Annotated in this window: 19 protein-coding genes and 1 other annotated feature (1 of these 20 cut by a window edge); of the genes, 1 reads left to right on the top strand and 18 read right to left on the bottom strand. The window is 62.2% G+C overall.

The genetic code is table 11. From position 1 onward, the window contains the following. Window positions 1-3 precede the first annotated feature (3 nt). The 16 genes from ACFPB1_RS03425 to lspA form a co-directional block, all read right to left on the bottom strand. Complete coding sequence (locus tag ACFPB1_RS03425; protein ID WP_379221928.1) at window positions 4-1,089, bottom strand: efflux RND transporter periplasmic adaptor subunit; 1,086 nt, start codon at window positions 1,087-1,089, stop codon at window positions 4-6. Then, the gene (locus tag ACFPB1_RS03420; RefSeq protein WP_379221926.1) at window positions 1,055-1,813 is read right to left on the bottom strand and encodes an ABC transporter ATP-binding protein; all 759 of its coding nucleotides are present in this window, start codon (window positions 1,811-1,813) and stop codon (window positions 1,055-1,057) included. Before ACFPB1_RS03420 ends, ACFPB1_RS03425 begins: the two co-directional genes overlap by 35 nt. 224 nt (window positions 1,814-2,037) lie before the next feature. Further along, window positions 2,038-2,889, bottom strand: coding sequence for an ABC-2 family transporter protein (locus ACFPB1_RS03415; protein WP_379221924.1), 852 nt, complete (start codon window positions 2,887-2,889; stop codon window positions 2,038-2,040). Continuing rightward, window positions 2,873-3,712, bottom strand: a complete 840-nt coding sequence (locus ACFPB1_RS03410) for an ABC transporter permease (protein WP_379221922.1) — start codon at window positions 3,710-3,712, stop codon at window positions 2,873-2,875. The genes ACFPB1_RS03415 and ACFPB1_RS03410 overlap by 17 nt, the downstream gene beginning before the upstream one ends. Window positions 3,713-3,718: 6 nt before the next feature. Continuing rightward, a complete protein-coding gene (locus ACFPB1_RS03405) occupies window positions 3,719-4,708 on the bottom strand; it encodes an ABC transporter ATP-binding protein (protein WP_379221920.1) in 990 nt (329 codons plus the stop codon). Between the two features lie 451 nt (window positions 4,709-5,159). Next, window positions 5,160-5,411 carry a hypothetical protein gene (locus tag ACFPB1_RS03400; protein WP_379221918.1) on the bottom strand — a complete coding sequence of 84 codons (252 nt, stop codon included), beginning with the start codon at window positions 5,409-5,411 and terminating at the stop codon, window positions 5,160-5,162. 218 nt (window positions 5,412-5,629) lie between these two features. Then, window positions 5,630-6,277 (bottom strand): orotate phosphoribosyltransferase, encoded by a 648-nt coding sequence (pyrE, locus tag ACFPB1_RS03395; RefSeq protein ID WP_379221916.1) that lies wholly within the window; start codon window positions 6,275-6,277, stop codon window positions 5,630-5,632. Next, window positions 6,278-7,009 (bottom strand): orotidine-5'-phosphate decarboxylase, encoded by a 732-nt coding sequence (gene pyrF, locus ACFPB1_RS03390; RefSeq protein ID WP_379221913.1) that lies wholly within the window; start codon window positions 7,007-7,009, stop codon window positions 6,278-6,280. 102 nt (window positions 7,010-7,111) lie between these two features. Next, entirely contained in the window at window positions 7,112-10,333 is a 3,222-nt protein-coding gene (carB, locus tag ACFPB1_RS03385; protein ID WP_379221911.1) for a carbamoyl-phosphate synthase large subunit, read from the bottom strand. Then, window positions 10,320-11,465: a glutamine-hydrolyzing carbamoyl-phosphate synthase small subunit gene (gene carA / locus ACFPB1_RS03380; protein ID WP_379221909.1), complete on the bottom strand. Its 1,146-nt coding sequence runs from the start codon at window positions 11,463-11,465 to the stop codon at window positions 10,320-10,322. Before carA ends, carB begins: the two co-directional genes overlap by 14 nt. A 36-nt stretch (window positions 11,466-11,501) precedes the next feature. After that, entirely contained in the window at window positions 11,502-12,791 is a 1,290-nt protein-coding gene (locus ACFPB1_RS03375) for a dihydroorotase (RefSeq protein ID WP_379221907.1), read from the bottom strand. Window positions 12,792-12,815: 24 nt separating this feature from the next. Continuing rightward, entirely contained in the window at window positions 12,816-13,718 is a 903-nt protein-coding gene (locus ACFPB1_RS03370) for an aspartate carbamoyltransferase catalytic subunit (protein WP_379221905.1), read from the bottom strand. An 11-nt stretch (window positions 13,719-13,729) separates the two neighbouring features. Continuing rightward, on the bottom strand, window positions 13,730-14,260 hold the full coding sequence (gene pyrR, locus ACFPB1_RS03365; RefSeq protein ID WP_379221903.1) for a bifunctional pyr operon transcriptional regulator/uracil phosphoribosyltransferase PyrR: 531 nt from the start codon (window positions 14,258-14,260) through the stop codon (window positions 13,730-13,732). Between the two features lie 283 nt (window positions 14,261-14,543). Further along, window positions 14,544-15,779, bottom strand: a complete 1,236-nt coding sequence (locus tag ACFPB1_RS03360) for an LL-diaminopimelate aminotransferase (protein ID WP_379221901.1) — start codon at window positions 15,777-15,779, stop codon at window positions 14,544-14,546. A gap of 112 nt (window positions 15,780-15,891) precedes the next feature. After that, entirely contained in the window at window positions 15,892-16,800 is a 909-nt protein-coding gene (locus ACFPB1_RS03355; protein WP_379222377.1) for an RluA family pseudouridine synthase, read from the bottom strand. A 19-nt stretch (window positions 16,801-16,819) separates the two neighbouring features. After that, window positions 16,820-17,344, bottom strand: a complete 525-nt coding sequence (gene lspA, locus ACFPB1_RS03350; protein ID WP_379221899.1) for a signal peptidase II — start codon at window positions 17,342-17,344, stop codon at window positions 16,820-16,822. Between the two features lie 179 nt (window positions 17,345-17,523). On the opposite strand from lspA, the gene ACFPB1_RS03345 reads away from it, so the two are divergent. Further along, on the top strand, window positions 17,524-18,246 hold the full coding sequence (locus ACFPB1_RS03345) for a TraR/DksA C4-type zinc finger protein (protein ID WP_379221897.1): 723 nt from the start codon (window positions 17,524-17,526) through the stop codon (window positions 18,244-18,246). 146 nt (window positions 18,247-18,392) lie between these two features. On the opposite strand, the gene ACFPB1_RS03340 is transcribed toward ACFPB1_RS03345, so the two are convergent. Continuing rightward, the gene (locus tag ACFPB1_RS03340) at window positions 18,393-18,725 is read right to left on the bottom strand and encodes a DUF5665 domain-containing protein (protein ID WP_379221895.1); all 333 of its coding nucleotides are present in this window, start codon (window positions 18,723-18,725) and stop codon (window positions 18,393-18,395) included. A 125-nt stretch (window positions 18,726-18,850) separates the two neighbouring features. Further along, entirely contained in the window at window positions 18,851-21,946 is a 3,096-nt protein-coding gene (gene ileS / locus ACFPB1_RS03335; protein WP_379221893.1) for an isoleucine--tRNA ligase, read from the bottom strand. 63 nt (window positions 21,947-22,009) lie between these two features. Continuing rightward, window positions 22,010-22,125, bottom strand: a binding site (T-box leader); it runs 183 nt beyond the window's last position.

Below are 22,125 nucleotides of genomic sequence, written 5' to 3'. Positions count from 1 at the left end.
ACGCTACTTACCTACGACTTTCTGCCCCGGCGTCAACCCTTTGAGGATTTCCACTTCCGTCGCGGTCTGCTGGCCGACTTCCACGTCCACCTCGCGCTTGCCTTCCGCGTCGACGACCTGCACGTACGTGCGCGAACCGATGGTGCGCAGCGCGGACGGCGGGATGACGACGGCGTTCTCCTTGCGGTCCATGATGATGGAGATGGACAGCGGGGTGCCGCGCATGACGCCGGCCGGCAGCGGCTTGTCGAGCGAGACGGTCAGAAAATCTTCCGGCCGTTCCGGACGCTGCGCGCCGCCGTTGCCGCCCCCGTTCCCTCCGCCGCCATTGCCGTCATCGCTCGAGACGACGGGAAGCTGCGTCACTTTGCCGCTGAATTCGCCGGCGTTGTTGATGTCGACGACGACCGGCATGCCGACCGCGACGCCTTCGAGGTCTTCCGGCGCCAGCTTGGCTGCCGCCGTGAGCTTGCCCGTGTCGGCGATGATGCACACCGGGTCGTACGCTTTGATCGCATCGCCCTTCGAGACATTCAGGCTGACGACCGTGCCCGTGAACGGCGCCGTCAACTCCGCCTTGGCAATCTCCGCTTCGGCGTCGGCGAGCGCCTGGCGCTTCTCCTCGAACGCAATCTTCGCCAGCTCGAACTCGACCGGGTCCATCTCGTCCTTCTTGCGCAGCGTGTCCTTCATCTGCAGCTCATCCTTGGCGAAATTGAGCTTGTCGGAGCGAAGCTGCTTGCGCATGTCGTCGACGTCCAGCGAGCCGATCAGCTGCCCGGCGGTCACCTTCTGGCCGACTTTCACGTTCAGCCCCTTGAGCCGTTTGCCGTCGAGCGTAAAATAAAGCGTCTCTTCCTGCGTGGCGATCATCTTGCCAATCTCCGTCCGCTTCGTCTCCAGCGTCGTCGTCGTCACCTCGTACTCCGGCTTCTTGGAGATTTGCGGCGGCGCGATTTCCGGCAGCACCTCCTCGCTCGCCTCGTTCGGCAGCAGCGAGCAGCCGGTCGACGCCAGCAGCACCGAACCGCCGATGACGATCGCGGCCGCTGTCTTAAATGAACTTCCCGTCAACCATTTCGTAAACATGATCGGCAACCTCCAAAATCGTGGGATCGTGCGTAGTCATACAAATCGTGACATGCTCTGTGCGGATAATCGTCTGGAAGACCGACATGATCTGCGCGGCCATCTGCGAATCCAGCTCAGCCGTCGGTTCGTCCGCGAGCAGCAAGCTCGGCCGGTGGGCGATCGCCTTGGCGATGGCGACGCGCTGCTGCTCGCCGCCGGACAGCTCGAACGGGCGGTGATGCATCCGCTTGGCCAAGCCGACGAGCTCCAGGCAGTGCTCCACCCGCGGCTTCCACTCGGCGCCGGGCAAGCCCGCCATGCGAAGCGACAGCTCGACGTTCTCGTACGCGGACAGCAGCGGCATCAAGGCGTACGCCTGGAAAATAAAGCCCATGTCCTTGCGCCGTACCTTCGTGCGCTGATCGTCGTTCATCGCATGGAACGGCAGATCGTTGAAAAAAATATGTCCTTTAGACGGCTGATCGAGCCCGCCGATCATGTTCAGCAGCGTCGTTTTGCCGGAGCCGGAACGACCGCGCAGCATGACCAGCTGCCGGGGCTTCAGCTCCATATGAATGCCCTTCAGCACGTGCAGCGGCTGTCCGCCGACCTGAAAGGTCCGTTCGACGCCTTCGACGACGAGCAGCGGCTTCGAGTCCGGAACCGCCGGCCCCGGCGCTTCCTTATGTACGTCGTTACGGGCAGCTTCGGCCACGGTTCTTTTGCCCTTCCTCCAACCCATATCGACCGCGAACCCCCTTCCCATGAGAAAACTCTAATCTTGCTACCGAATAGACGGTGCGTGGCAACAAAAGGTTACACTGGAAAAGGCCTTTAATAGAATTTTATATAGGAAAATAGCGCCCGTTCGACGCGGCCGTGACCATGCCGCGCGAACGGGCGCTATTTTCGACAATCCGGACGCTGACCGGGGGAGCGGACTCGGGCCATTTCACGGCCGGCGCCCTATCCGCGGAGCACGATAGCGTTGCCCGAGGCGTACCGCTTCAAGCCGAGCCGGAACGCGAGAACCGCAGCCGCGCCGAACAAGAGCGTGGCGCCGACGGCCTTCAGCGCGAACGCGGGATCGGCGTCCCGCATCAGGCCGATCGGCAGGAAGCTGATGAATCCCGCCGGAAGCGCCGTGAAGAGCAAAGCCTTCGCCAGCCCCTTGAAGATGTCGGACGGGTACGTCGACAGCGCGACGAAGCTGTTGAACACCTGCTGCGATAGTCCCTCCGCGTTGCCCATGAAGAAGGCGAGGCTGCCCGCCAGGACGACGACGCCCATGAACATCATGCCGCTGATCAAGAGCGCCGCGGCGAACAGCAGCACGCCCTTCGCGGAATGGTCGCCCACCCAGGCATACACGGCGAGGCCGAACGCGAAGTCTCCGGCCGCCGTCAGCGACATCCGGCTCGCCAGCACGTGAAGCAGCACCGGCTTCGGCTGCGACAGGTAGACGTCCAGCTGGCCGCTCGCGACGATCGGGGCGATCCGGGTGAAGTTGCCGAACAGCAGGTTCGCCCAGCCGAAGCCGCCGGCCCCGACCGCCCACATGAGCATGACGTCGTTCAGCCCCCGGCCGTTCACGACCGGAAACTTGCCGAAGAACAGGCTCCAAAAGAACAGCCACATGAAGTTATTGATGAACATCATCCCCGCCATTAAGAAGAAGCTCGCGCGGTATTCCATCGCGGAAGCCAGATTCACCTTCCAGCAGGTAAACAGGAACGCAAGCGCGCTCCCTGCCCGTCTCGCCCAGAACGGAGACGGCCCCGTCCCGTGCCGGGCGCGTTCATTATCCGCCGTTGACATGCAGCTTCGACACTCCTCTCCTGTAGATCAGCAGCACGGCCGCCGTAAGCATCGCGATCCAGACGGCCTGAATCGCGAATTGTTCGCCGAGCGGCGCCTCCCCGAAATTAACCGCCGTTCGCGCGGGAAAATACAGCATCGCCTGAAACGGCAGCCAGGCGCATACACGCTGCAGCGGCTCCGGCATCAGGTCGAGCGGCAGAAGCATGCCGCCGACGGTGAACTGCAGTTTGTGCAGCACGAACTCCATGCCCCGCGTCTCCTCGACCCAGAAGGCGCAGAGCGCGACGATCATGTTCAGCATGAACGCGATCGTAAGCGCGCCGGCCGTAAGCGAGAATAATCCCAGCCAGCCGAGACCGAACGCCGGCGGCCCGACGCACAGCCAGGCGACGGTGCCGCCGACGGCGAGATGCACGAAGAAACGGAAGACCGCTTCGGCCATGTAGGCGGCATAATGGTAGCCGACGTACGACAGCGGCCGGATGAGCCGGACCGCGATGTCACCGCTCTTCACTTCGTTCTCGATCAGGCCGCACAGCGCGGGGACGCCCATGGTGATCGCCTCGGTGAAGACGAGATACCAGATGATCTGCTTCAGCGTATAGCCGTCGATGACGCGCGTCCGGTCGCCGCCGTACGCCGCGGACCAGAGCTGGACGAACACGAACAGGATGATGAACATGAAACTCGCGCGCATCAGAAAATCCGTCTTGTACGCCAGCTGCTGCCTCATCGTGATCCGAGCGACCGCGGCGGCCTTCAAACCTCCGGCGGACAGCGGCCGCGGCCGCCGGACTGCCAAATCGTTCGCATTGCGCATGGCCCGCTACCCTCCCGTTCCGTATATATGCGTGATGATTTCCTCCATCGGCGGGTCTTCGACGGTGACGTCGTCGAGCCGGTACGCGCCGATGACCGCGCCGAGCACGGCTTCGATGTCGGTGGCCGCCAGATCGACAGCGAGTTTCAGCCGCCGGCCGTCCCGGGCAAGGACGCTCGTGCCCCGGAGCGGCGGCAGCGCGGACGCGTCCGAGCCCGCGGCCATCGTGAGCGAGATGATTTTGCGGTTCAGCACCTCCCGCTTCAGCCGGTCGACGGGCGCGTCGAGCAGGATGCCGCCGTGATGGATGACGACCGCGCGCGAGCACAGCTCCTCCATATCGCCCGCGTCGTGCGACGTCAGGAACACCGTCGTCCCTTCCGTCCGGTTCGACTCGCGGATCAGCTCGCGGATCCGCTGCTTCACGACGACGTCCAGCCCGATCGTCGGCTCGTCGAGGAAGAGCAGCTGCGGCCGGTGGAGGAACGATACCGCAATTTCGCAGCGCATCCGCTCCCCGAGCGACAGCTTGCGCACCGGCGTGTGCAAATACGGTCCGAGCTCGAAGCGCGCGATCAGATCGTCGCGCCGGCTCCGGTAGTCGCGGCGGTCGAGCTCGTATATCCGGCTGACGAGGTCGAACGTGTCGATCGGCGGCAGGTGGTACCAGAGCTGCGATTTCTGGCCGAAGACCGCGCCGATGCGGTACGCCAGCTTCTCCCGTTCGCGCCACGGCGTGAAGCCGAGCACCTTCGCCTCTCCTGAGGACGGGTGCAATATTCCCGTCAGCATCTTGATCGTCGTCGACTTGCCCGCCCCGTTCGGCCCGAGGAACGCGACCATCTCCCCCTGCCGCACCGTCAAATCGATGCCGCGCACCGCGACCTTCTCCTCCCATGCCGGCTTCAGCAGCGACCGGAAACTCCCGGCCAAGCCGGCGTCCTTGCGTTTGACCGCGAATACTTTGCGCAGCGCCTGCGTCCGAAGTGCGATCACGCGATTCCCCTCCTTTTTCTTTGCCCGCGGCGCTTCGTCGGAGTAAAGCAAAAAAGACCTCCGCGCAAACGCCGCCCAGTCCTGCTGGGTGGAACTTGCCGAAGGTCTTTTATCCCTACGGTGTGGCGGACTATCGTCCATGCCCGGTTTCGCTCGGTTCGCCTCGAAGCGGATCCCTAGAAACCCTTCCATTTAATGTTACATATTACCATCACCTCCACCGGCTGGCAAGAGGTTTTTTCTCTTCTTCCTTCTTCATTTTGCTGCACACGGGTTTCGATCGTGGGCCGGGAAAATGACCGGAGGGCGGAACGGAATCGGAGCAACGAAGTGGTCGCCTTTGCAGACGGAAATTCACCTTTAATCATTTCCTACAATGAAAATTTCCGTCTGCAACAGCGAGCGCAGATCCGTTCCGCCCGGAGGTCATTTTCCCTTCCGGCCCCCCCATTCAAGCCGCGTGCAGCAAATCCTCCATCATCGTGATCAGCCGCTGCCGCATGTGCAGCAGCTTCGCCGCCACGCGCTCCATCGCGGATTCATTGCGCGCATCTATCGCGTCGAAGGCGCGGCGCAGCTGGCCGTACGCTTCGTCCATCTGCAAGATTTCGTCGCATTTCTTCAGCTCCCGGTCGTATATCCGTACCCGGTACAGGAGGTCTTCCGTCGAATCCATCAATCGCTTGTAAAATATGTGCATCATGGCTTCCTCGCATTCTAGCAATCTATTTTGGCGGAACACTCCATTGTATGCGGCAGGTTAGCTACATATAACCCGCCTGCGGAAGGATGAAACACGGAGCTTGGCGACGAAAAAAAACAGGACCCGCCCTAGTAGGCGGATCCTGTCTGAAGAGAACGGCCGGAACCCGCTGATTGCGCGGGTCTCCGGGACGCATATCGCGGCCAGCGGCCGGCAGCTTACGCGCCGAACGCTTGCGGATTTTCCCGCCACGCTTGCAGCAGGGCGACGTCGCTCTGCTGAACGATGCCGTTCTCGAGCGCCACGTCGATCAGCGCCGAATAATTCGACAGCGTCGCGAGCGGAATGCCCGCTTCCGCGAACGCTTCGGCGGCTTGCGGAAATTGGTACGTGAAGATCGCCACGACGCCCAGCACCTCGCAGCCGGCGTCGCGCACCGCGACCGCCGCCTTCAGCGAGCTGCCGCCGGTCGACACCAGATCCTCGATCAGCACGACCTTCTGGCCGGGCTCGAAATGGCCTTCGATCTGGTTCGTTTTGCCGTGGCCCTTCGCCTTGTCGCGGACGTAGAGCATCGGCAGGTTCAGCTTCTGCGCCGCCCAGGCCGCGTGCGGAATGCCGCCGGTCGCGATGCCGGCGACCGCCTGGCAGTCCGGATACTGCGTGCGGATCACCGCCGCGAATCCTTCCGCGATCTGGTCGCGGATCGCCGGATACGACATCGTCAGGCGATTGTCGCAATAGATCGGCGATTTCAAGCCGGACGTCCAGGTGAACGGATCGTTCGGGCGCAGCGCGACCGCATTGATTTGCAGCAGTCCGTTCGCGATGTCTGTCGGCAGTTGTTCCAGCGTGGATGTTGTCATCTACATCAGCTCCTCGATTATGGTTTCCAAAGCTTCTCTCGGGCTCGGCGCCGCCGTGATCGGCCGGCCGATGACCATGTAATCCGTGCCTTGCGCGAGCGCATCGCGCGGCGTCATGACGCGCGACTGATCGCCTATGTCGGCGCCCGCCGGACGGATGCCTGGCGTAATCGTCCGAAACGACGGCCCGCAGGCCTCCTTGATCAGCCGCACCTCGCGGGGCGAAGCGACGACGCCGCCCAGACCCGCATCCAGCGCCAGCCGTGCGTAGCGGACGACCGCGTCCGCGACGGAGCCGCCGATGCCGATCTCATCGTTCAGCACCGCCTGGCTCGTGCTCGTCAGCTGCGTCACAGCGATGACGAGCGGCCGCCGCAGACCCGGCTCGGCGGCGACCGCCGCTTCCACGCCTTCCATCGCGGCGCTCATCATGGCCGTTCCTCCGGCCGCGTGCACGTTGAACATATCGACGCCGAGCTTCGCGATACTGTTCGCGCCGCCTCTGACCGTGTTCGGGATGTCGTGCATCTTCAGGTCGAGGAACACCTTGTACCCCCGCGTCTTCAGCTCCGTCACGAAGCCCGGACCGGCCGCGTAGAACAGCTGCATGCCGACCTTCATGTAGCACGGAATGCCCTCCAGGCTCCGCACGAGCGCTTCGGCCGACGCTGCATCCGGATAATCGAGCGCCACCATGACGCGGCCCGCTGCTTCTTCTCTGCTTAGCTTCAACTGCTCCGCCTCCTTCGATTCGTTTGCTATGCATGGCGAAAGCCTGCTGGGGGGCAGGCTTTCGCGGCCGGCTGGCGGCCATTGCGGTCGGTTCGACCGCGGTTATTTTTGCGCCGACAGCACCGGCATCGGCCGCGAGGAGAAGTTGATCGTCTCCAGCATGTTCAGCAGGGCGCGGACCGTATCGAGCGAGGTCATGCAGACGACCCCGTTCTCGACCGCCTCGCGGCGAATGCGGAAGCCGTCGCGCTCCGGCGTCTTGCCCTTCGTCAGCGTGTTGACGACGAAGTGCGCGCGTCCATCGCGAATGAGATCCAGGATGTTCGGCGAACCTTCGCTCAGCTTGTTCACGCGCTTCACGCGCAGCCCCGCTTCCTCCAGCGCCGTCGCCGTGCCGCCCGTGGCGATGATGTTATAGCCCAGCTCGTAGAAGCCGCGCAAAATATCGATCGCTTCCGGTTTGTCCTTGTCGGAGACCGTGGCGATGATCGAGCCCGTCGGCGGAATGCGCATGCCCGCGCCTACGAGGCCTTTGTACAGCGCCTTCGCGTACTGCTCGTCGCGGCCCATGACTTCGCCCGTCGACTTCATCTCCGGCGTCAGCGTCGGGTCGACGCGGCGCAGCTTGGCGAAGGAGAAGACCGGTACCTTGACCGAGACGAATGCCTCTTCCGGCCACAGCCCTTCGGCATAGCCGAGGTCCGCGAGCTTCTTGCCGAGAATCGCCTGCGTCGCCAGGTTCGCCATCGGAATATTCGTGACTTTGCTCAGGAACGGCACCGTACGCGAGGAGCGCGGGTTCACCTCGATGACGTACACTTCGTCCTGGAAGATGACGAACTGGATGTTGACGAGGCCGATGACGTTCAGGCCGCGCGCGATCTTAATCGTGATGTCGACCATCTTTTGCTGCAGCTCTTTGGAGATCGCCTGCGGCGGGTACACCGCGATGGAGTCGCCGGAGTGCACGCCCGCGCGCTCGACGTGTTCCATGATGCCCGGGATGAGCACCGTCTCGCCGTCGCAGATCGCGTCTACTTCCGCCTCCTTGCCCAGCATGTAGCGGTCGATCAGGACAGGATGCTCCGGATTGATCTTCACCGCCTGCACCATATAGGTCAGCAGCTCCTCGTCGGAGTAGACGATTTCCATCGCGCGGCCGCCGAGTACGTACGACGGACGGACGAGCACCGGATAGCCGAGGCCTTGGGCGGCGGCGACCGCTTCGTCCACGGACGTGACCGTCGTGCCCTTCGGCTGCGGAATGTTCAGCTCGCGCAGCAGCGCCTCGAACTTCTTGCGGTCTTCGGCCGCGTCGATGCTCTCGAGGCTCGAGCCGAGGATGCGCACGCCGGCTTTCGTCAGCGGCGCCGCGAGGTTGATCGCCGTCTGGCCGCCGAACTGCACGATGACGCCGATCGGTTTCTCCTGCTCGATGACGTTCATGACGTCCTCGAAGAAGAGCGGCTCGAAGTACAGTCGGTCGGACGTGCTGAAGTCGGTCGAGACGGTTTCCGGGTTGTTGTTGATGATGACCGCTTCGTAGCCGGCCTTCTGAATCGCCCAGACCGCGTGCACCGTGGAGTAGTCGAACTCGATGCCCTGGCCGATCCGGATCGGACCCGAGCCGAGGACGAGCACCTTCTGCTTGTCGGTCTCGATCACTTCATTCTCGACCTCGTACGTCGAGTAGTAGTACGGCGTCGTCGCTTCGAATTCGGCCGCGCACGTGTCGACCATCTTATAGACCGGCTTCAGGCCGAGCTCCAGGCGGTAGGCGCGGATATCGTATTCGTTGGTATACGTCGGCTGATTGCCTTCGCGGCGGATCTCCGCGATGGAGCGGTCGGAGAAGCCTTTGCGCTTCGCCTGGTACAGCAGCTCCTTCGACAGGACCGCTGCGCCGCGCAGCTGCGCTTCGAACGCGACGATGCCCGCGATCTTATCGAGGAACCACCAGTCGATCTTCGTCAGATCCTGCACGTCCTGCAGCTCGTAGCCGCGGCGGAACGCTTCCGCCACGAGGAACATGCGCTCGTCGTCCGGCTTGCGCAGCCGCAGGCGCAGCGTCTCCTCGTCCAGCTCCGCGGCGTCCTTCAAGTGGATGCGGTGCGTGCCGATCTCGAGCGAGCGGACTGCCTTGTGCATCGACTCTTCGAACGTCCGGCCGATCGCCATGACTTCGCCGGTCGCTTTCATTTGCGTGCCCAGCTTGCGGTTGGCCGAGGTGAACTTGTCGAACGGCCAGCGCGGAATCTTCGAGACGATGTAATCGAGCGTCGGCTCGAAGCAGGCGTACGTTTGCCCCGTGACCGGGTTGACGATTTCGTCGAGCGTGTAGCCGATGGCGATCTTCGCCGCCATCTTGGCGATCGGGTAACCCGTGGCCTTGGACGCCAGCGCGGAGGAACGGCTGACCCGCGGGTTCACCTCGATGACGTAGTATTGGAAGCTGAACGGATCGAGCGCGAACTGCACGTTGCAGCCGCCTTCGATGTTCAGCGCGCGGATGATTTTGAGCGAAGCCGAACGGAGCATCTGGTACTCGCGGTCGGACAGCGTTTGGCTCGGCGCCACGACGATGGAATCGCCGGTATGTACGCCGACGGGATCGAAGTTCTCCATGTTGCAGACGACGATGCAGTTGTCGTTCGCGTCGCGCATGACTTCGTATTCGACTTCCTTCATCCCCGCGATCGATTTCTCGATGAGGCATTGGCCGATCGGGCTGTAGCGGATGCCGGACGCGACGGTTTCGCGGAGCTCCTCTTCGTTGGCGCAAATGCCGCCGCCCGTGCCGCCGAGCGTGTACGCCGGGCGCACGATGATCGGATAGCCGATTCGATTGGCGAAGTCAAGCGCTTCGTCCAGCGTCGTGACGATGACGCTGTCCGGCACCGGCTGCTCGAGCTCGCGCATCAGATCGCGGAACAGGTCGCGGTCTTCCGCTTTCTCGATCGCCGTCAGCTGCGTGCCGAGCAGCTGCACGTTCTCGCGTTCCAGCACGCCGGCGCGCGCCAGCTCGACCGCCATGTTCAGGCCGGTCTGGCCGCCGAGCGTCGGCAGGAGGCCGTCGGGACGCTCTTGGCGAATGATCTGCGTGACGAAGTCGAGCGTGATCGGCTCGATGTAGACTTTGTCCGCCATGTTCGTGTCGGTCATGATCGTGGCCGGGTTGCTGTTGATCAGCACAACCTCGTAGCCTTCTTCTTTCAACGCTTGGCAGGCTTGCGTCCCGGCATAGTCGAATTCAGCCGCCTGGCCGATGACGATCGGGCCGGAACCGATGACGAGGATTTTTTTCAGCTTGTTATTTCTGGGCATACTGCAGCTCTCCTCTCAATGATGCCGCCATTTGCGCTTGACGCGGTTTCTGCGGGTTGTTTCGTTTCGTGGTGCGGATCATGTCCAGGAATTGATCGAACAGGTAGCTGCTGTCGTATGGGCCGGGCGCCGCCTCCGGGTGGTACTGCACGGAGAAGGCCGGGTATTCCGCATGCTTCAAGCCCTCGATCGTCCGGTCGTTGTTGTTGATATGGGTCACTTCCAGCTTCGTGCCCGCGACGGACTCGTCAAGCACCGTGTAGCCGTGATTCTGGGACGTGATGTAGCAGCGGTTCGTCGCCAGCTCCTTGACCGGATGGTTGCCGCCGCGGTGGCCGAATTTCAGCTTCGACGTATCCGCGCCGCAGGCGAGCGCGAACAGCTGATGGCCGAGGCAGATGCCGAAAATCGGATATTCGCCGAGCAGCTCTTGAATCATCTTGACCGCGTGCGGCACGTCCTTCGGGTCGCCGGGGCCGTTGGACAGCTGGATGCCGTCCGGATTCAGCTTGCGGATCTGTTCGGCCGTCGTGTCGTGCGGCACGACGACGACGTCGCAGCCGCGCTTCGTCAGCTCGCGCAGGATGCCGCTCTTCGCGCCGAAGTCGACGAGCACGATCCGCTCGCGTTCGCCCGGGCTCGTGAACATGCTCTTCGTCGACGTGCGCGCCACTTGATCGCGCATGAGCGGAGAGCCCGACAAGCGCTCCTGCAGCTCTTCAACGCGCTCGGCGCCCGTCGTCAGGATGCCCTTCATCGTGCCGTGATGGCGGAGGATACGGGTAAGCATGCGGGTATCGATGTCGCTGATGCCGATGATGCCGTGCTCTTTCAGGATGCCGTCCAGCGTGTACTGCGCCCGCCAGTTGCTCGGCACCGGCTCGTGGCGCCGCACGACGAAGCCGTGGATGAACGGCGCCACCGTTTCGAAGTCGTCGCGCGTGATGCCATAGTTGCCGATGAGCGGGTACGTCATCGTCACGATCTGGCCGCAATAGGATGGATCCGACAGCACCTCTTGATATCCCGTAATGCCTGTATTAAATACGACTTCGCCGGTCGACTGCCCTTCGGCGCCGAAGCCGAGGCCCGTGAACAGCGTGCCGTCTTCCAGTAACAATCTTGCTTGCATCCGTATCCACTCCTGTTCTCAAGTTGCGTGCTCGCGTTAGTGTGCCGTCCAAACGATCTTGCCGCCCACGAGGGTCGTCTCCGGCCAGCCGTACAGCTTCCAGCCGCCGAACGGCGTGTTCTTGCCCTTGGAAGCGAAGGTCTCCGGATTAACTTCGCGTTCGTGCTCCAGATCCACGATAGTAATATCTGCAGGAGCGCCTGCTTTCAAAACCCCGCTCGCCAGCCCGAACACGCGGGCCGGGTCCGACGTCATCCGGCGCAGCAGGAAGCCGAGCGTCCATTTGCCCGTGCGGACGAATCGGGTGTACAGCAGCGGGAACGCCGTCTCGAAGCCGACGATGCCAAACGGCGCGAGCTGCATGCCGCGGGCCTTCTCCTCCGCGCTGTGCGGCGCGTGGTCCGTGACGACGATGTCGATCGTGCCGTCCTCGAGCGCTTCGATGACCGCTTGCACGTCGCGCGGCGTGCGCAGCGGCGGGTTCATTTTCCAATTCGCGTCCATGCCGGGAATGTCTTCGTCCGACAGGATCAGGTGATGCGGACACACCTCCGCGGTAACGTTGATGCCGAACTGCTTCGCGTGCCGGATGAGTCGCACCGACTGCTCGGTGCTCACGTGGCAGACGTGGTAGTGCACGCCCGTCGCTTCCGCGAGCAGAATATCCCGGCCGACGTGGATCGCTTCGGACTCGTTCGGAATGCCCTTCAGGCCATTCGCCGCGGCGAACTTGCCTTCCGTCACCGCCGCGCCGACGACCAGCGAGTCGTCTTCGCAGTGGGCGATGACCGGCATCCCCATCGAAGCCGCCAGCTTCATCGCGTCCTTCATCATCTGGGCGTTCTGCACGCCGACGCCGTCGTCTGTGAAACCGATCGCGCCTGATTCCTTCAGTGCCGCGAAATCGGTCAGCTCGCGTCCCAGTTCGTTCTTCGTAATCGCCGCGTACGGGAGCACGTTGACGATCCCGGCCGTCGCCGCCTTATCGAGGATGTACCGGACCGTGTCCGGCGTATCCGTAACGGGACGCGTGTTCGGCATGCAGGCGATCGTCGTGAATCCGCCCGCCGCCGCCGAGCGCGTGCCGCTCGCGATGTCTTCTTTATATTCGAAGCCCGGCTCGCGCAGGTGGACGTGCATGTCGATGAACCCTGTGGATACCAGCTTGCCTTGCGCGTCGATCGTATCGTGGCCTTGCGTGTCCGGCATCCCCGCGGACGCGTCCGCGAGTTCGGCGATGACGCCATCCGCGATGCGGATATGCTTCGTCTCCGTCTCGCCCGTTGCTTCGTTCCAGACTAATCCGTTCAAAATCCATGCTGCCATATATGTTTTGTCTCCCTTCGAACTTTAAGTCAATGCCCGTTCGATGACGGCCATGCGGATCGGCACGCCATTTTGCATTTGCGGAAAGATGCGCGATTGGCCGTGCTCCACCAGCTCCTCGTCGATCTCCACGTTCCGGTTGATCGGCGCCGGGTGCATGATGATGGCGTGCGGCGCGATGCGCGAAGCCCGGTCGACCGTCAGGCCGTACTGCTCCCGATACGCTTCCGGCGTACTCATCATGCCCGCTTCGTGGCGCTCCAGCTGAACCCGCAGCATCATGATAACGTCGGCGCGCAGCGCCTCCTCCATCGTGACGAGCGGTGCGTCCAGCTCCGGCGCGGCCATGCTCGGCGGCGCGCAGAACTGCACGTTCGCGCCGAACTTGCGCAGCGCGTACAAGTTCGAGCGCGCGACGCGGCTGTGCAGGATATCGCCGACGATGGACACCGTCAGCCCGCGGAGCTCGCCGAACTGCTTGCGCATCGTATAGAGATCGAGCAGCGCCTGCGTCGGATGCTCGTTGTTGCCGTCGCCCGCGTTGATGAGCGGCACGTTGATTTTGACTGCCAAGTCGGCCAGCACGCCGATCGGCTTCAGCCGGATGACGCCGGCGTCAATGCCCATCGATTCCAAGGTGCGCACCGTGTCGTAGATCGATTCGCCCTTCTGCACGCTCGAGACGGCCGCGGAGAAGTTGAGCACTTCCGCGCCGAGCCGCTTCTCCGCGACTTCGAACGAGAAGCGGGTGCGGGTGCTGTTCTCGAAAAACATGTTCGCGACGAATTTTCCTTGCAGCACCGGATCGATCTTGCGCGCGTGATGCTCCCAGTGCGCGGCGCGGTCGAGAATCGACTCGATCTCGCCCCGGCCGAGCTCTTTCAGCCCGAGCAGGCTTCGGTCCTTGGTCAGCGTTGCGGTCGTCATGCTCTTCCCCCTTAGTGGATAATCGTCACTTGATCGTTCTCGTCGACTTCCTGCAGCGACACTTCGATCTGCTCCTGCTTCGAAGTCGGCACGTTCTTCCCGACGTAGTCCGGCCGAATCGGCAGCTCCCGGTGGCCCCGGTCGACCAGCACCGCCAGCTGGATCGCCTGCGGCCGTCCCATGTCCATCAGCGCGTCCATCGCCGCCCGGATCGTCCGGCCCGTGTAGAGCACGTCGTCGAAGAGAATGACCCGTTTGTCCTTGACGTCGACCGAAGAGACTGCCGCCGGACGCTCGGCGCTGCTCTTCTCTCGGTCGTCGCGGTACTGCGTAATGTCGAGCTCCTGCACTTCGACGGGGCGTCCTTCGATTTCCCGGATTTGCTCGGCGATCCGCTGCGCCAGATAGATGCCGCGGGTGCGAATGCCGACGATCACGCAGTTGTCGATGCCTTTGTTCTTTTCGACGATTTCATGGGCAATCCGCGTGAGCGCGCGCCGGATCGCCGTTTCGTCCATGATGACGCGATGCTGCTCATCCATTGGTTTCATGCGCCTCCTTGCTTGATTGCGAAGTTCCATGGCCACAAAAAAACTCCTTGCGGCATGCGCAAGGAGTTCGTCGTTTCAGATATTCAATCTTCTCGGGTTGGACAAAGCGCCACTTCGGCTAAGCGCCAGTGGGCAGGGTTGTCCCCGGATTCGATTGATAAAACGATTCACGTTACCTTGCCAGCCTCTCTGGACTGAATTAAAGGTACTACGGTTTATCAAAAGAATTATGTCACATTCGACAAGCGATGTCAATCGCCGGCCGCCTGCTTAATTACAGGCTCAGCTTCGTAATCCGCTCCACCGCTTTTTCCGTGTTCTCGCGGCTGCCGAAGGCCGTCAGGCGGAAATAGCCTTGGCCGGCTTGGCCGAAGCCGACGCCCGGCGTGCCGACGATGTTCGCTTCCGACAGCAGCTTGTCGAAGAACGCCCACGAGTCGAGGCCGCTTGGCGTCTTCAGCCAGATGTACGGCGCGTTCACGCCGCCGAACACTTCGAGGCCGAGGGAAGCCAGACCGTCGCGGATGATGCCGGCGTTCGTCATGTAATAGTCGATGATGGACGCGATTTGCGCTTTGCCTTCCGGCGTGTAGACCGCCGCCGCGCCGCGCTGGGTGACGTACGAGACGCCGTTGAACTTCGTCGTGTGGCGGCGGTTCCACAGGTCGTTGACGAGCACGGCGTTGCCGTCCGCGTCCTTCGCTTTCAGCTCGCGCGGCACGACGGTGTACGCGCAGCGCACGCCTGTGAAGCCGGCCGTTTTGGAGAAGCTGCGGAACTCGATCGCGACTTCCTTCGCGCCTTCGATTTCATAGATGGACCGCGGCACGTCCGCCTCGCGGATGAAGGCTTCGTAAGCGGAATCGTACAGGATAATGCAGTTGTTCGCTTTGGCGAAATCGACCCAGCGCTTCAGCTCTTCCTTGGTCAGCGTCATGCCGGTCGGGTTGTTCGGGTAGCACAGGTAAATCAGATCGACCTTGCGGTCCGGCAGGCTCGGCGTGAAGTTGTTCGACGCGTCGCATTTCAGGTACACGATGTTTTCGTACTGATTCGTTTCCTTATTGAACGCGCCGGAACGGCCGGCCATGACGTTCGTGTCCACGTAGACGGGATACACGGGATCCTGCACGGCGACGACCGCGTCCTGGCTGAAAATTTCTTGAATGTTGCCGACGTCGCATTTCGAGCCGTCGCTGACGAACACCTCGTTCGTCGCGATGTCGATGCCCCGCGCCTTATAATCGTGCTCGATGATGGCGTTGATCAGGAAGTCATAGCCTTGCTCCGGTCCGTACCCGCGGAACGTGCCCGGATTCGCCAGCTCGTCTACCGCATCGTGCATCGCTTTGGTGATCGCGTCCGGCAGGCCGCGCGTCACGTCGCCGATGCCGAGGCTGATGATTTGGGCGTTCGGGTTTTCCTGCATGAATTTCGTGCGGCGTTTCGCAATTTCGGAGAACAGGTAGCTGCCCTGAAGATTCGTATAATACTGATTGATTTGCGTCATGCTCGATTTCTCACCCTTCGATTCGAAGATTTACGATTTGGTTCCATCATAGCGCAAGGCTAGGCGGCTGCCATATATAGAATATGGCGAAAAGTTTGCACTAATTTCGGAATCAGCGCTGTCGTAATATCGTCAGCTCATGCTCCATGTCGGCTGGAATCGGGGCCGAAAATTCCAAGTACTCGCCGCTGCGCGGATGCACGAAGCCGAGCACGGCCGCGTGGAGCGCCTGGCCCTTGAGCCCGATCGTCTTGCTCCGCCCGTACACCGGGTCCCCCGCGAGCGGATGGCCGATGTACTTCATGTGGACGCGGATCTGATGCGTCCGCCCGGTCTCCAGCTGCAGCTCCAGCAGCGTATAGTCCCCGAAGCGTTCGAGCACCTGGAAGTGCGTGACCGCTTCCTTGCTGCCCTTGTGCGTGACCGTGAACAGTTTCCGGTCCTGCGGATCCCGGCCGATCGGCGCGTCGACGGTGCCGTTCTCGTGCGGCAGGTTGCCGTGGACGAGGGCCACGTATTTGCGCGTGACGGAATGCGCCTTCAGCTGCTCCGCCAGCGACAGATGGGCCAGGTCGTTCTTCGCGGCCATTAAGAGGCCCGACGTGTCCTTGTCGATGCGGTGCACGATGCCCGGGCGCAGCACGCCGTTAATGCCGGACAAGTCTTTGCAGTGGTACATCAGCGCGTTGACGACCGTGCCGGAATAATGGCCGGGCGCCGGATGGACGACCATGCCCCGCGGCTTGTTGATGACGATGACGTCGGAGTCCTCGTACGCAACGTCGAGAGGAATGTCTTCCGCGTCGATGACCGCTTCCTCCGGTTCAGGCACAATAACCGTGACCACGTCGGCCACGGCTAGCTTGTAATTCGCCTTCGCTTCGCGGCCGCCTACCAGCACCGCGCCGCTCTTGATCCAGTCCTGCACCTGCGTGCGCGAGACCGCGCCGTCCTCCAGGTTTTCGGTCACGAATTTGTCCAGCCGTTCGCCGGTCGACGATTCGCCGATTTCGAAGACCATCGCGTCCTGGTCCTGTTCGTCACCGGATAAATTGATGGTTTTCGGATCCATTGCTTTCTTGTCCATTGGAATTAGAATCTCCGTTCTCTTTCTTGGATGAGAGCAGCGCGTCCAGCAAAATCAGCGCCACGCCGACGCAGATGCCGGAATCGGCGATGTTGAACACCGGGAAGACATAGCTCCCGAACGTGAATTGCAGAAAATCGATGACTTGTCCGTACAGCGCCCGGTCGATCAGGTTGCCGACCGCGCCGCCGAGCACGAGGCCCAGGCCGGACAGCAGCAGCGCTTTCCCGGAATGGCGGTTCTTCGCCATGTACCAGACGATGCCGATGACAACCACGAGCGTGATTCCGATGAACAGCAGCCGTTGCTCCTGCAAAATGCTGAACGCCGCCCCTTTGTTGCGGATCGAAGTGATGACGAAGAAATCGCCGATCACGCTTCTCGTCTCGTACAGGTCGAGACTGTGTTCCACCCACTTCTTGGTTGCATAGTCCACCACAAGCACGAATACGGCCAGCCAATAATAGTAAAATTTCACGGCGTCTGCCCCCTTATCCCCCACATTGTAGCATATTTCCGCGATGCGGGGCCAGCGTATCCGCCGCCGCGGCTGCCAGCTAATCCATGAATGCCCGCCTCTAAAAAACGCCCCCGCTGCAAAAGCTAACGGCACGACATCAACGCCAATCCGTTCCGAGGAAAGAGGGGTTTCAACCGATGACGACGACGCATCTGACGAACGCGCAGCTGCGCGGCCTGCGCAGCCGGCTCAACGTGGAGAAGGCGGCAGCCGAACAGCGCCTGGCCAGCAGCGAGCATTACGGCCTGGGCGACTCGCTGCGCGACGAATCCGGCGATCTGTCCGCCTACGACAACCATCCCGCCGACGCCGCCACCGAAACGTACGAGCGCGGCAAGGACATCGCGCTGCACGAGCAGGAGGAGCTGCACCTGAACCGCATCGAAGCCGCGCTGTCCGCCATGGACGACGGCAGCTACGGCGCCTGCCGCGTCTGCGGCGAACCGATTCCGCTCGCGCGGCTGCAGGCGATCCCGGATACCCTCTACTGCGTGGCGCATTCCCCGCGCCAGGACGTCTCCGACCGCCGGCCGGTGGAAGAAAGCTTCCTGCAGCCGCCGTTCGGCCGGACGAGCCTCGACGACCACGAAGACGGGTACAACGGCTTCGACGGCGAGGATGCGTGGCAAATCGTCGAAAGCTGGGGCACGTCCAATACGCCGGCGATGGCGGAAGGCCGCGAGATCGCCTCGTACGACCAAATGGCCATCGAGGCGGACGAACTGGACGGGTACGTGGAGCCGTACGAAAGCTTCGTCGCCACGGACATCACCGGCAACCACCGCTTCATCGTCCGCAACGAGACGTACAACCACTACTTGGACAACGAGGAAGGCGAGCCTCTGCTGGACAGCGAATAACGGGCAAGCCACGCGACAACAGGGCCAAGCGACAAAAGGGCAGCGGCGCCGGGCGGTATATCCGGCGCAGCTGCCCTTTTTGACGCTGCCCGCCGCTTCTTCGGGCCGCGCTTCCGGCGCGAGTCTTCCTGCGCCTTCGTCTACTTCTAGTACGTCTTCCCTTCCAGCTGATGCTGCACGATGCGCACGATATCCGCGATATAATCGCCGATGATCGGAAGATTCAGCGCCCCAAGCACCTGCAGCAGGTAGAGGATCGTGGACGCGATTACCGTAAAGCCGATCGCGATGCCGACGCCGCGCGACAGCCCGCCGAGCGCGTTGCGCCAGAACAGCGAGAACGGCCGGTTCAGCAGCTGCACGTAATCGGCGATTTGGGTGCGCTCCATTTGAGCCGTCAACGTTTCAAGCCGCTTCTCCAAGGCATCGAGCGAATGGCGGACGCCGTTCAGATCTTCTCGGTTATCGGTCGTTGTCATGGCGAATCTGTCCTTTGCTTGGCATTCGGCAAACGAAACGACGCCCACGCACGGGCGGCCCAAGCGGCAAAAAGCCGTCGGCCGCCCGCGTGTGAGCGTTCGGTTACTTTGCTGCTATGCCGTTATCATGCCCCCGCGATCGCGATTCCAATCTCGCGGTCGCCGAGCGGCATCCGTTCCATCTCCGCCGCGGTACCGTACGCTACGTCGCTCAGCAGGACATTTTCGAACAAGACTTCCCGGAACGCGTCGAGCGCCGCGCGCAGCTCCGCGTCCACGTCGAGCGTCAGCTTGACCCGCTGCTCGATCGGCAGGTCGAGCTTCTTGCGCGTGTCCTGCACCGCGCGGATGACTTCGCGGACGAGGCCTTCCTGCTCGAGCTCCGGCGTAATGTCCGTGTTGATCGCGACCGTCAGCTGGTAGCCGGAAGCGGACGCGAAGCCGGACTTCGCCTGCTTCTCCACGAGCAGCTCGTCGAGCGTGATGACGAAGCTCTCGCCCTCGAGCGTCGTATACGACAATTCGCCCGCTTTGACGATGTCGCTCGTCTCGTCCGGCAGCAGTGATTTCAGGTATGCTTGAATCGGCCCGACGTGCTTGCCGTACTTTTTGCCCGCGACCTTCAAGTTCAGCTTGAACGTAAAGTCGACGAAGCCGCTGTCGCCGCTCGCGATCGTGATCGACTTGACGTTGATCTCGTCCTTGATGATGTCCTCGTACGGCGCAAGATCGAATTCGTTGTCCAGCGCCACGATCAGCTCGGACAGCGGCTGGCGCGTCTTGATGCCGGCTTCGTTGCGCACGTTGCGGGCGAGCTCGACGATTTGCCGCGCCGTCTCCATGTCGCGCTCGAGCTTCTCGTCGATCGCGTTCTCGTCGGCCTTCGGATAGTCGGCCAGATGCACGCTGCCGCCGTCGCCGAGGTTCGTGTACACGTCCTCCGCCAGCATCGGCGCAAACGGCGCGATCAGGCGCGCCAGCGTCGTCAACACCGTACGAAGCGTGCCATAGGCGTCCAGCTTGTCGTCCGTCAAGCCGCTCCCCCAGAATCGGTCGCGCGAACGGCGGATATACCAGTTGCTCATCTCGTCGACGAAGCCCTCGATCGCCTTGGCCGCGTTCAGGAAGTCGTACGACGCCAAGCTCTTATTGACGTTCGCAACGAGGCTGTTCAAGCGCGACACGATCCAGCGGTCGAGCTTCGCCGTCGATACGCGGGCCGGCTGGGCCGCCGGGTCGTAGCCGTCAATCGACGCGTACAGCGCGAAGAAGGCGTGCGTGTTCACGATGGTGTCGATCACCTTGGACTTGGCTTCGCCGACGATGCCGCGCGAGAACCGCTTGCTGTTCCACGGCGCGCTGTCCGCCAGAAGCGCCCAGCGGAACGCGTCCGTGCCGTATTCGTTGATGATTTCCCAAGGGTCGATGACGTTGCCCTTGGATTTGGACATCTTCTGGCCGTTCTCGTCCAAGATGTGGCCGGTCGAGATGACCGCCTTGTACGGCGCGCGTCCGTTATACAGCGTGGACACCGCCAGCAGGCTGAAGAACCAGCCGCGCGTCTGGTCGATGCCTTCGCAGATGATGTCGGCCGGATACTGCTCCGCGAACGTCTCCTGCTTCTCGAACGGCTGATGGTACTGCGCAAACGGCATGGAGCCGCTGTCGAACCAGACGTCTACGACTTCGGACGTGCGCGTCATGACGCCGCCTTCGCAGTGCGGGCAGTGCAGCTTCACGTCGTCCACGTACGGCTTGTGCAGCTCGATGTCCTCGGAGATCGGCGTGACCGACCGCGCGGCCAGATCCTTCCGGCTGCCCGGCGCGTGCTGTCCGCCGCACTTGTCGCAGATCCAGACGTTGAGCGGGGTACCCCAATACCGGTTGCGGCTGATGTTCCAGTCCACGAGGTCCTCGAGGAATTTGCCGAACCTGCCTTCGCGGATATGGGACGGATACCAGTCGACTTCGCTGTTGTTCTTGATCAGCTGGTCTTTGACCGCCGTCGTCTCGATGAACCAACTGTCCGTCGCGTAGTAGATGAGCGGCGTTTTGCAGCGCCAGCAGAACGGGTAGCTGTGCTCGTAGCGTTCCTTCGAGAACAGCAGGCCGCGCTCGCTCAACATTTTCACGATGTCCACGTCGCATTCTTTGACGAAGCGGCCGGCCAGATCGGTGACGGCTTCGACGTAGCGGCCGGCGTTGTCGACGACGTTCAGGAAGCTGACGCCGTTCTGGCGCGCCACCTTGTAGTCGTCGTCGCCGTGCGCCGGCGCGATGTGGACGATGCCGGTACCGCTCGAATCGCTGACGAAATCGCCGGGGATGATGAAATGCCCGTTGTCGACTGCAACGTAACGGAATGGCGGCTCGTAGTTCAGGTTCAGCAGCTCCGTTCCCTTCAGCGTCGACAGCACTTCATAGTCGGCCTTCATGACGCTCTCCACGAGCGCTTCCGCCACGATGTACGTCTCGCCGTCCTTGCGCACGCGCGCGTACGTCAGGTTCGGATTGACTGCGAGCGCCACGTTGGCCGGCAGCGTCCACGGCGTCGTCGTCCAGGCGAGCACGAATTCGTCGCGGCCGTCGAGCTTGAACTTCACCGTCGCGCTGAGGTCCTTGACATCCTCGTAGCCCTGCGCCACTTCGTGCGAGCTGAGCGTCGTCTGGCAGCACGGACAGTACGGGCTGACGCGGTGGCCGCGGTACAGCAGGCCTTTGCCGTGAATCGTGGACAGGATGTTCCAGACGCTCTCGATATAATCGTTGTTCAGCGTGATATACGGATCGTCCATGTTCGTCCAGTAGCCGATCGCTTCCGTCAGCTCGCGCCATTGGCGCTCGTATTCGAAGACGCTGTTTTTGCATTTGTTGATGAACGCTTCCACGCCGTAATTCTCGATCTCCTGCTTGCCGGAGATGCCGAGCTGTTTCTCGACGCCGAGTTCGACCGGCAGACCGTGCGTATCCCAGCCGGCTTTGCGGACGACCCGGTAGCCGTCCATCGTCTTGTAGCGGCAGATGAAGTCCTTGATGACCCGGCCGAGCACATGCCCGATATGCGGGGCGCCGTTCGCGGTCGGCGGTCCTTCGTAAAACACGAAATTCGGCTTGCCCGCCCGGTTGTCGATCGACTGCCGGAACGTCTGCTCCTCTCTCCACTTCCCGAGCACCCGCAGGTCGCGGCTTCTCGCTTTCTCTTTCACGTCGATGCGCTGCATGCTTCATTTCCCCTCTCAATGGTTTGGACTGCTGCTGGACAAATAAAAAAAGCCCCGCCCCCGAAAAGGGACGAGACTCGGCTCGCGATACCACCCTTGTTCCGAACGCCGCCTTATTCGCCCCGTCCGAAGACAAAACGAATGAAGCCGAAGAATCGGCACCTTAGTCACGGATGCAA

It is taken from the genome of Paenibacillus sp. GCM10023250, from assembly GCF_042653205.1.
Classification (GTDB): domain Bacteria; phylum Bacillota; class Bacilli; order Paenibacillales; family Paenibacillaceae; genus Paenibacillus_Z.
Note: the sequence above shows the minus strand (reverse complement) of the source record. Positions and strands in the feature narration are given on the sequence as shown.

Coding starts and splice junctions, on each gene's coding strand:
- ACFPB1_RS03415 (WP_379221924.1), bottom strand. CDS start 2,889: ATGTCAACGGCGGATAATGAACGCGCCCGGCACGGGACGGGGCCGTCT.
- ileS (WP_379221893.1), bottom strand. CDS start 21,946: ATGCAGCGCATCGACGTGAAAGAGAAAGCGAGAAGCCGCGACCTGCGG.
- ACFPB1_RS03355 (WP_379222377.1), bottom strand. CDS start 16,800: ATGGTCTTCGAAATCGGCGAATCGTCGACCGGCGAACGGCTGGACAAA.
- ACFPB1_RS03400 (WP_379221918.1), bottom strand. CDS start 5,411: ATGATGCACATATTTTACAAGCGATTGATGGATTCGACGGAAGACCTC.
- ACFPB1_RS03370 (WP_379221905.1), bottom strand. CDS start 13,718: ATGACGACCGCAACGCTGACCAAGGACCGAAGCCTGCTCGGGCTGAAA.
- ACFPB1_RS03375 (WP_379221907.1), bottom strand. CDS start 12,791: ATGGCAGCATGGATTTTGAACGGATTAGTCTGGAACGAAGCAACGGGC.
- ACFPB1_RS03410 (WP_379221922.1), bottom strand. CDS start 3,712: ATGCGCAATGCGAACGATTTGGCAGTCCGGCGGCCGCGGCCGCTGTCC.
- carB (WP_379221911.1), bottom strand. CDS start 10,333: ATGCCCAGAAATAACAAGCTGAAAAAAATCCTCGTCATCGGTTCCGGC.
- ACFPB1_RS03345 (WP_379221897.1), top strand. CDS start 17,524: ATGACGACGACGCATCTGACGAACGCGCAGCTGCGCGGCCTGCGCAGC.
- ACFPB1_RS03340 (WP_379221895.1), bottom strand. CDS start 18,725: ATGACAACGACCGATAACCGAGAAGATCTGAACGGCGTCCGCCATTCG.
- ACFPB1_RS03425 (WP_379221928.1), bottom strand. CDS start 1,089: ATGTTTACGAAATGGTTGACGGGAAGTTCATTTAAGACAGCGGCCGCG.
- ACFPB1_RS03360 (WP_379221901.1), bottom strand. CDS start 15,779: ATGACGCAAATCAATCAGTATTATACGAATCTTCAGGGCAGCTACCTG.
- ACFPB1_RS03420 (WP_379221926.1), bottom strand. CDS start 1,813: ATGGGTTGGAGGAAGGGCAAAAGAACCGTGGCCGAAGCTGCCCGTAAC.
- pyrE (WP_379221916.1), bottom strand. CDS start 6,277: ATGACAACATCCACGCTGGAACAACTGCCGACAGACATCGCGAACGGA.
- pyrR (WP_379221903.1), bottom strand. CDS start 14,260: ATGGATGAGCAGCATCGCGTCATCATGGACGAAACGGCGATCCGGCGC.
- carA (WP_379221909.1), bottom strand. CDS start 11,465: ATGCAAGCAAGATTGTTACTGGAAGACGGCACGCTGTTCACGGGCCTC.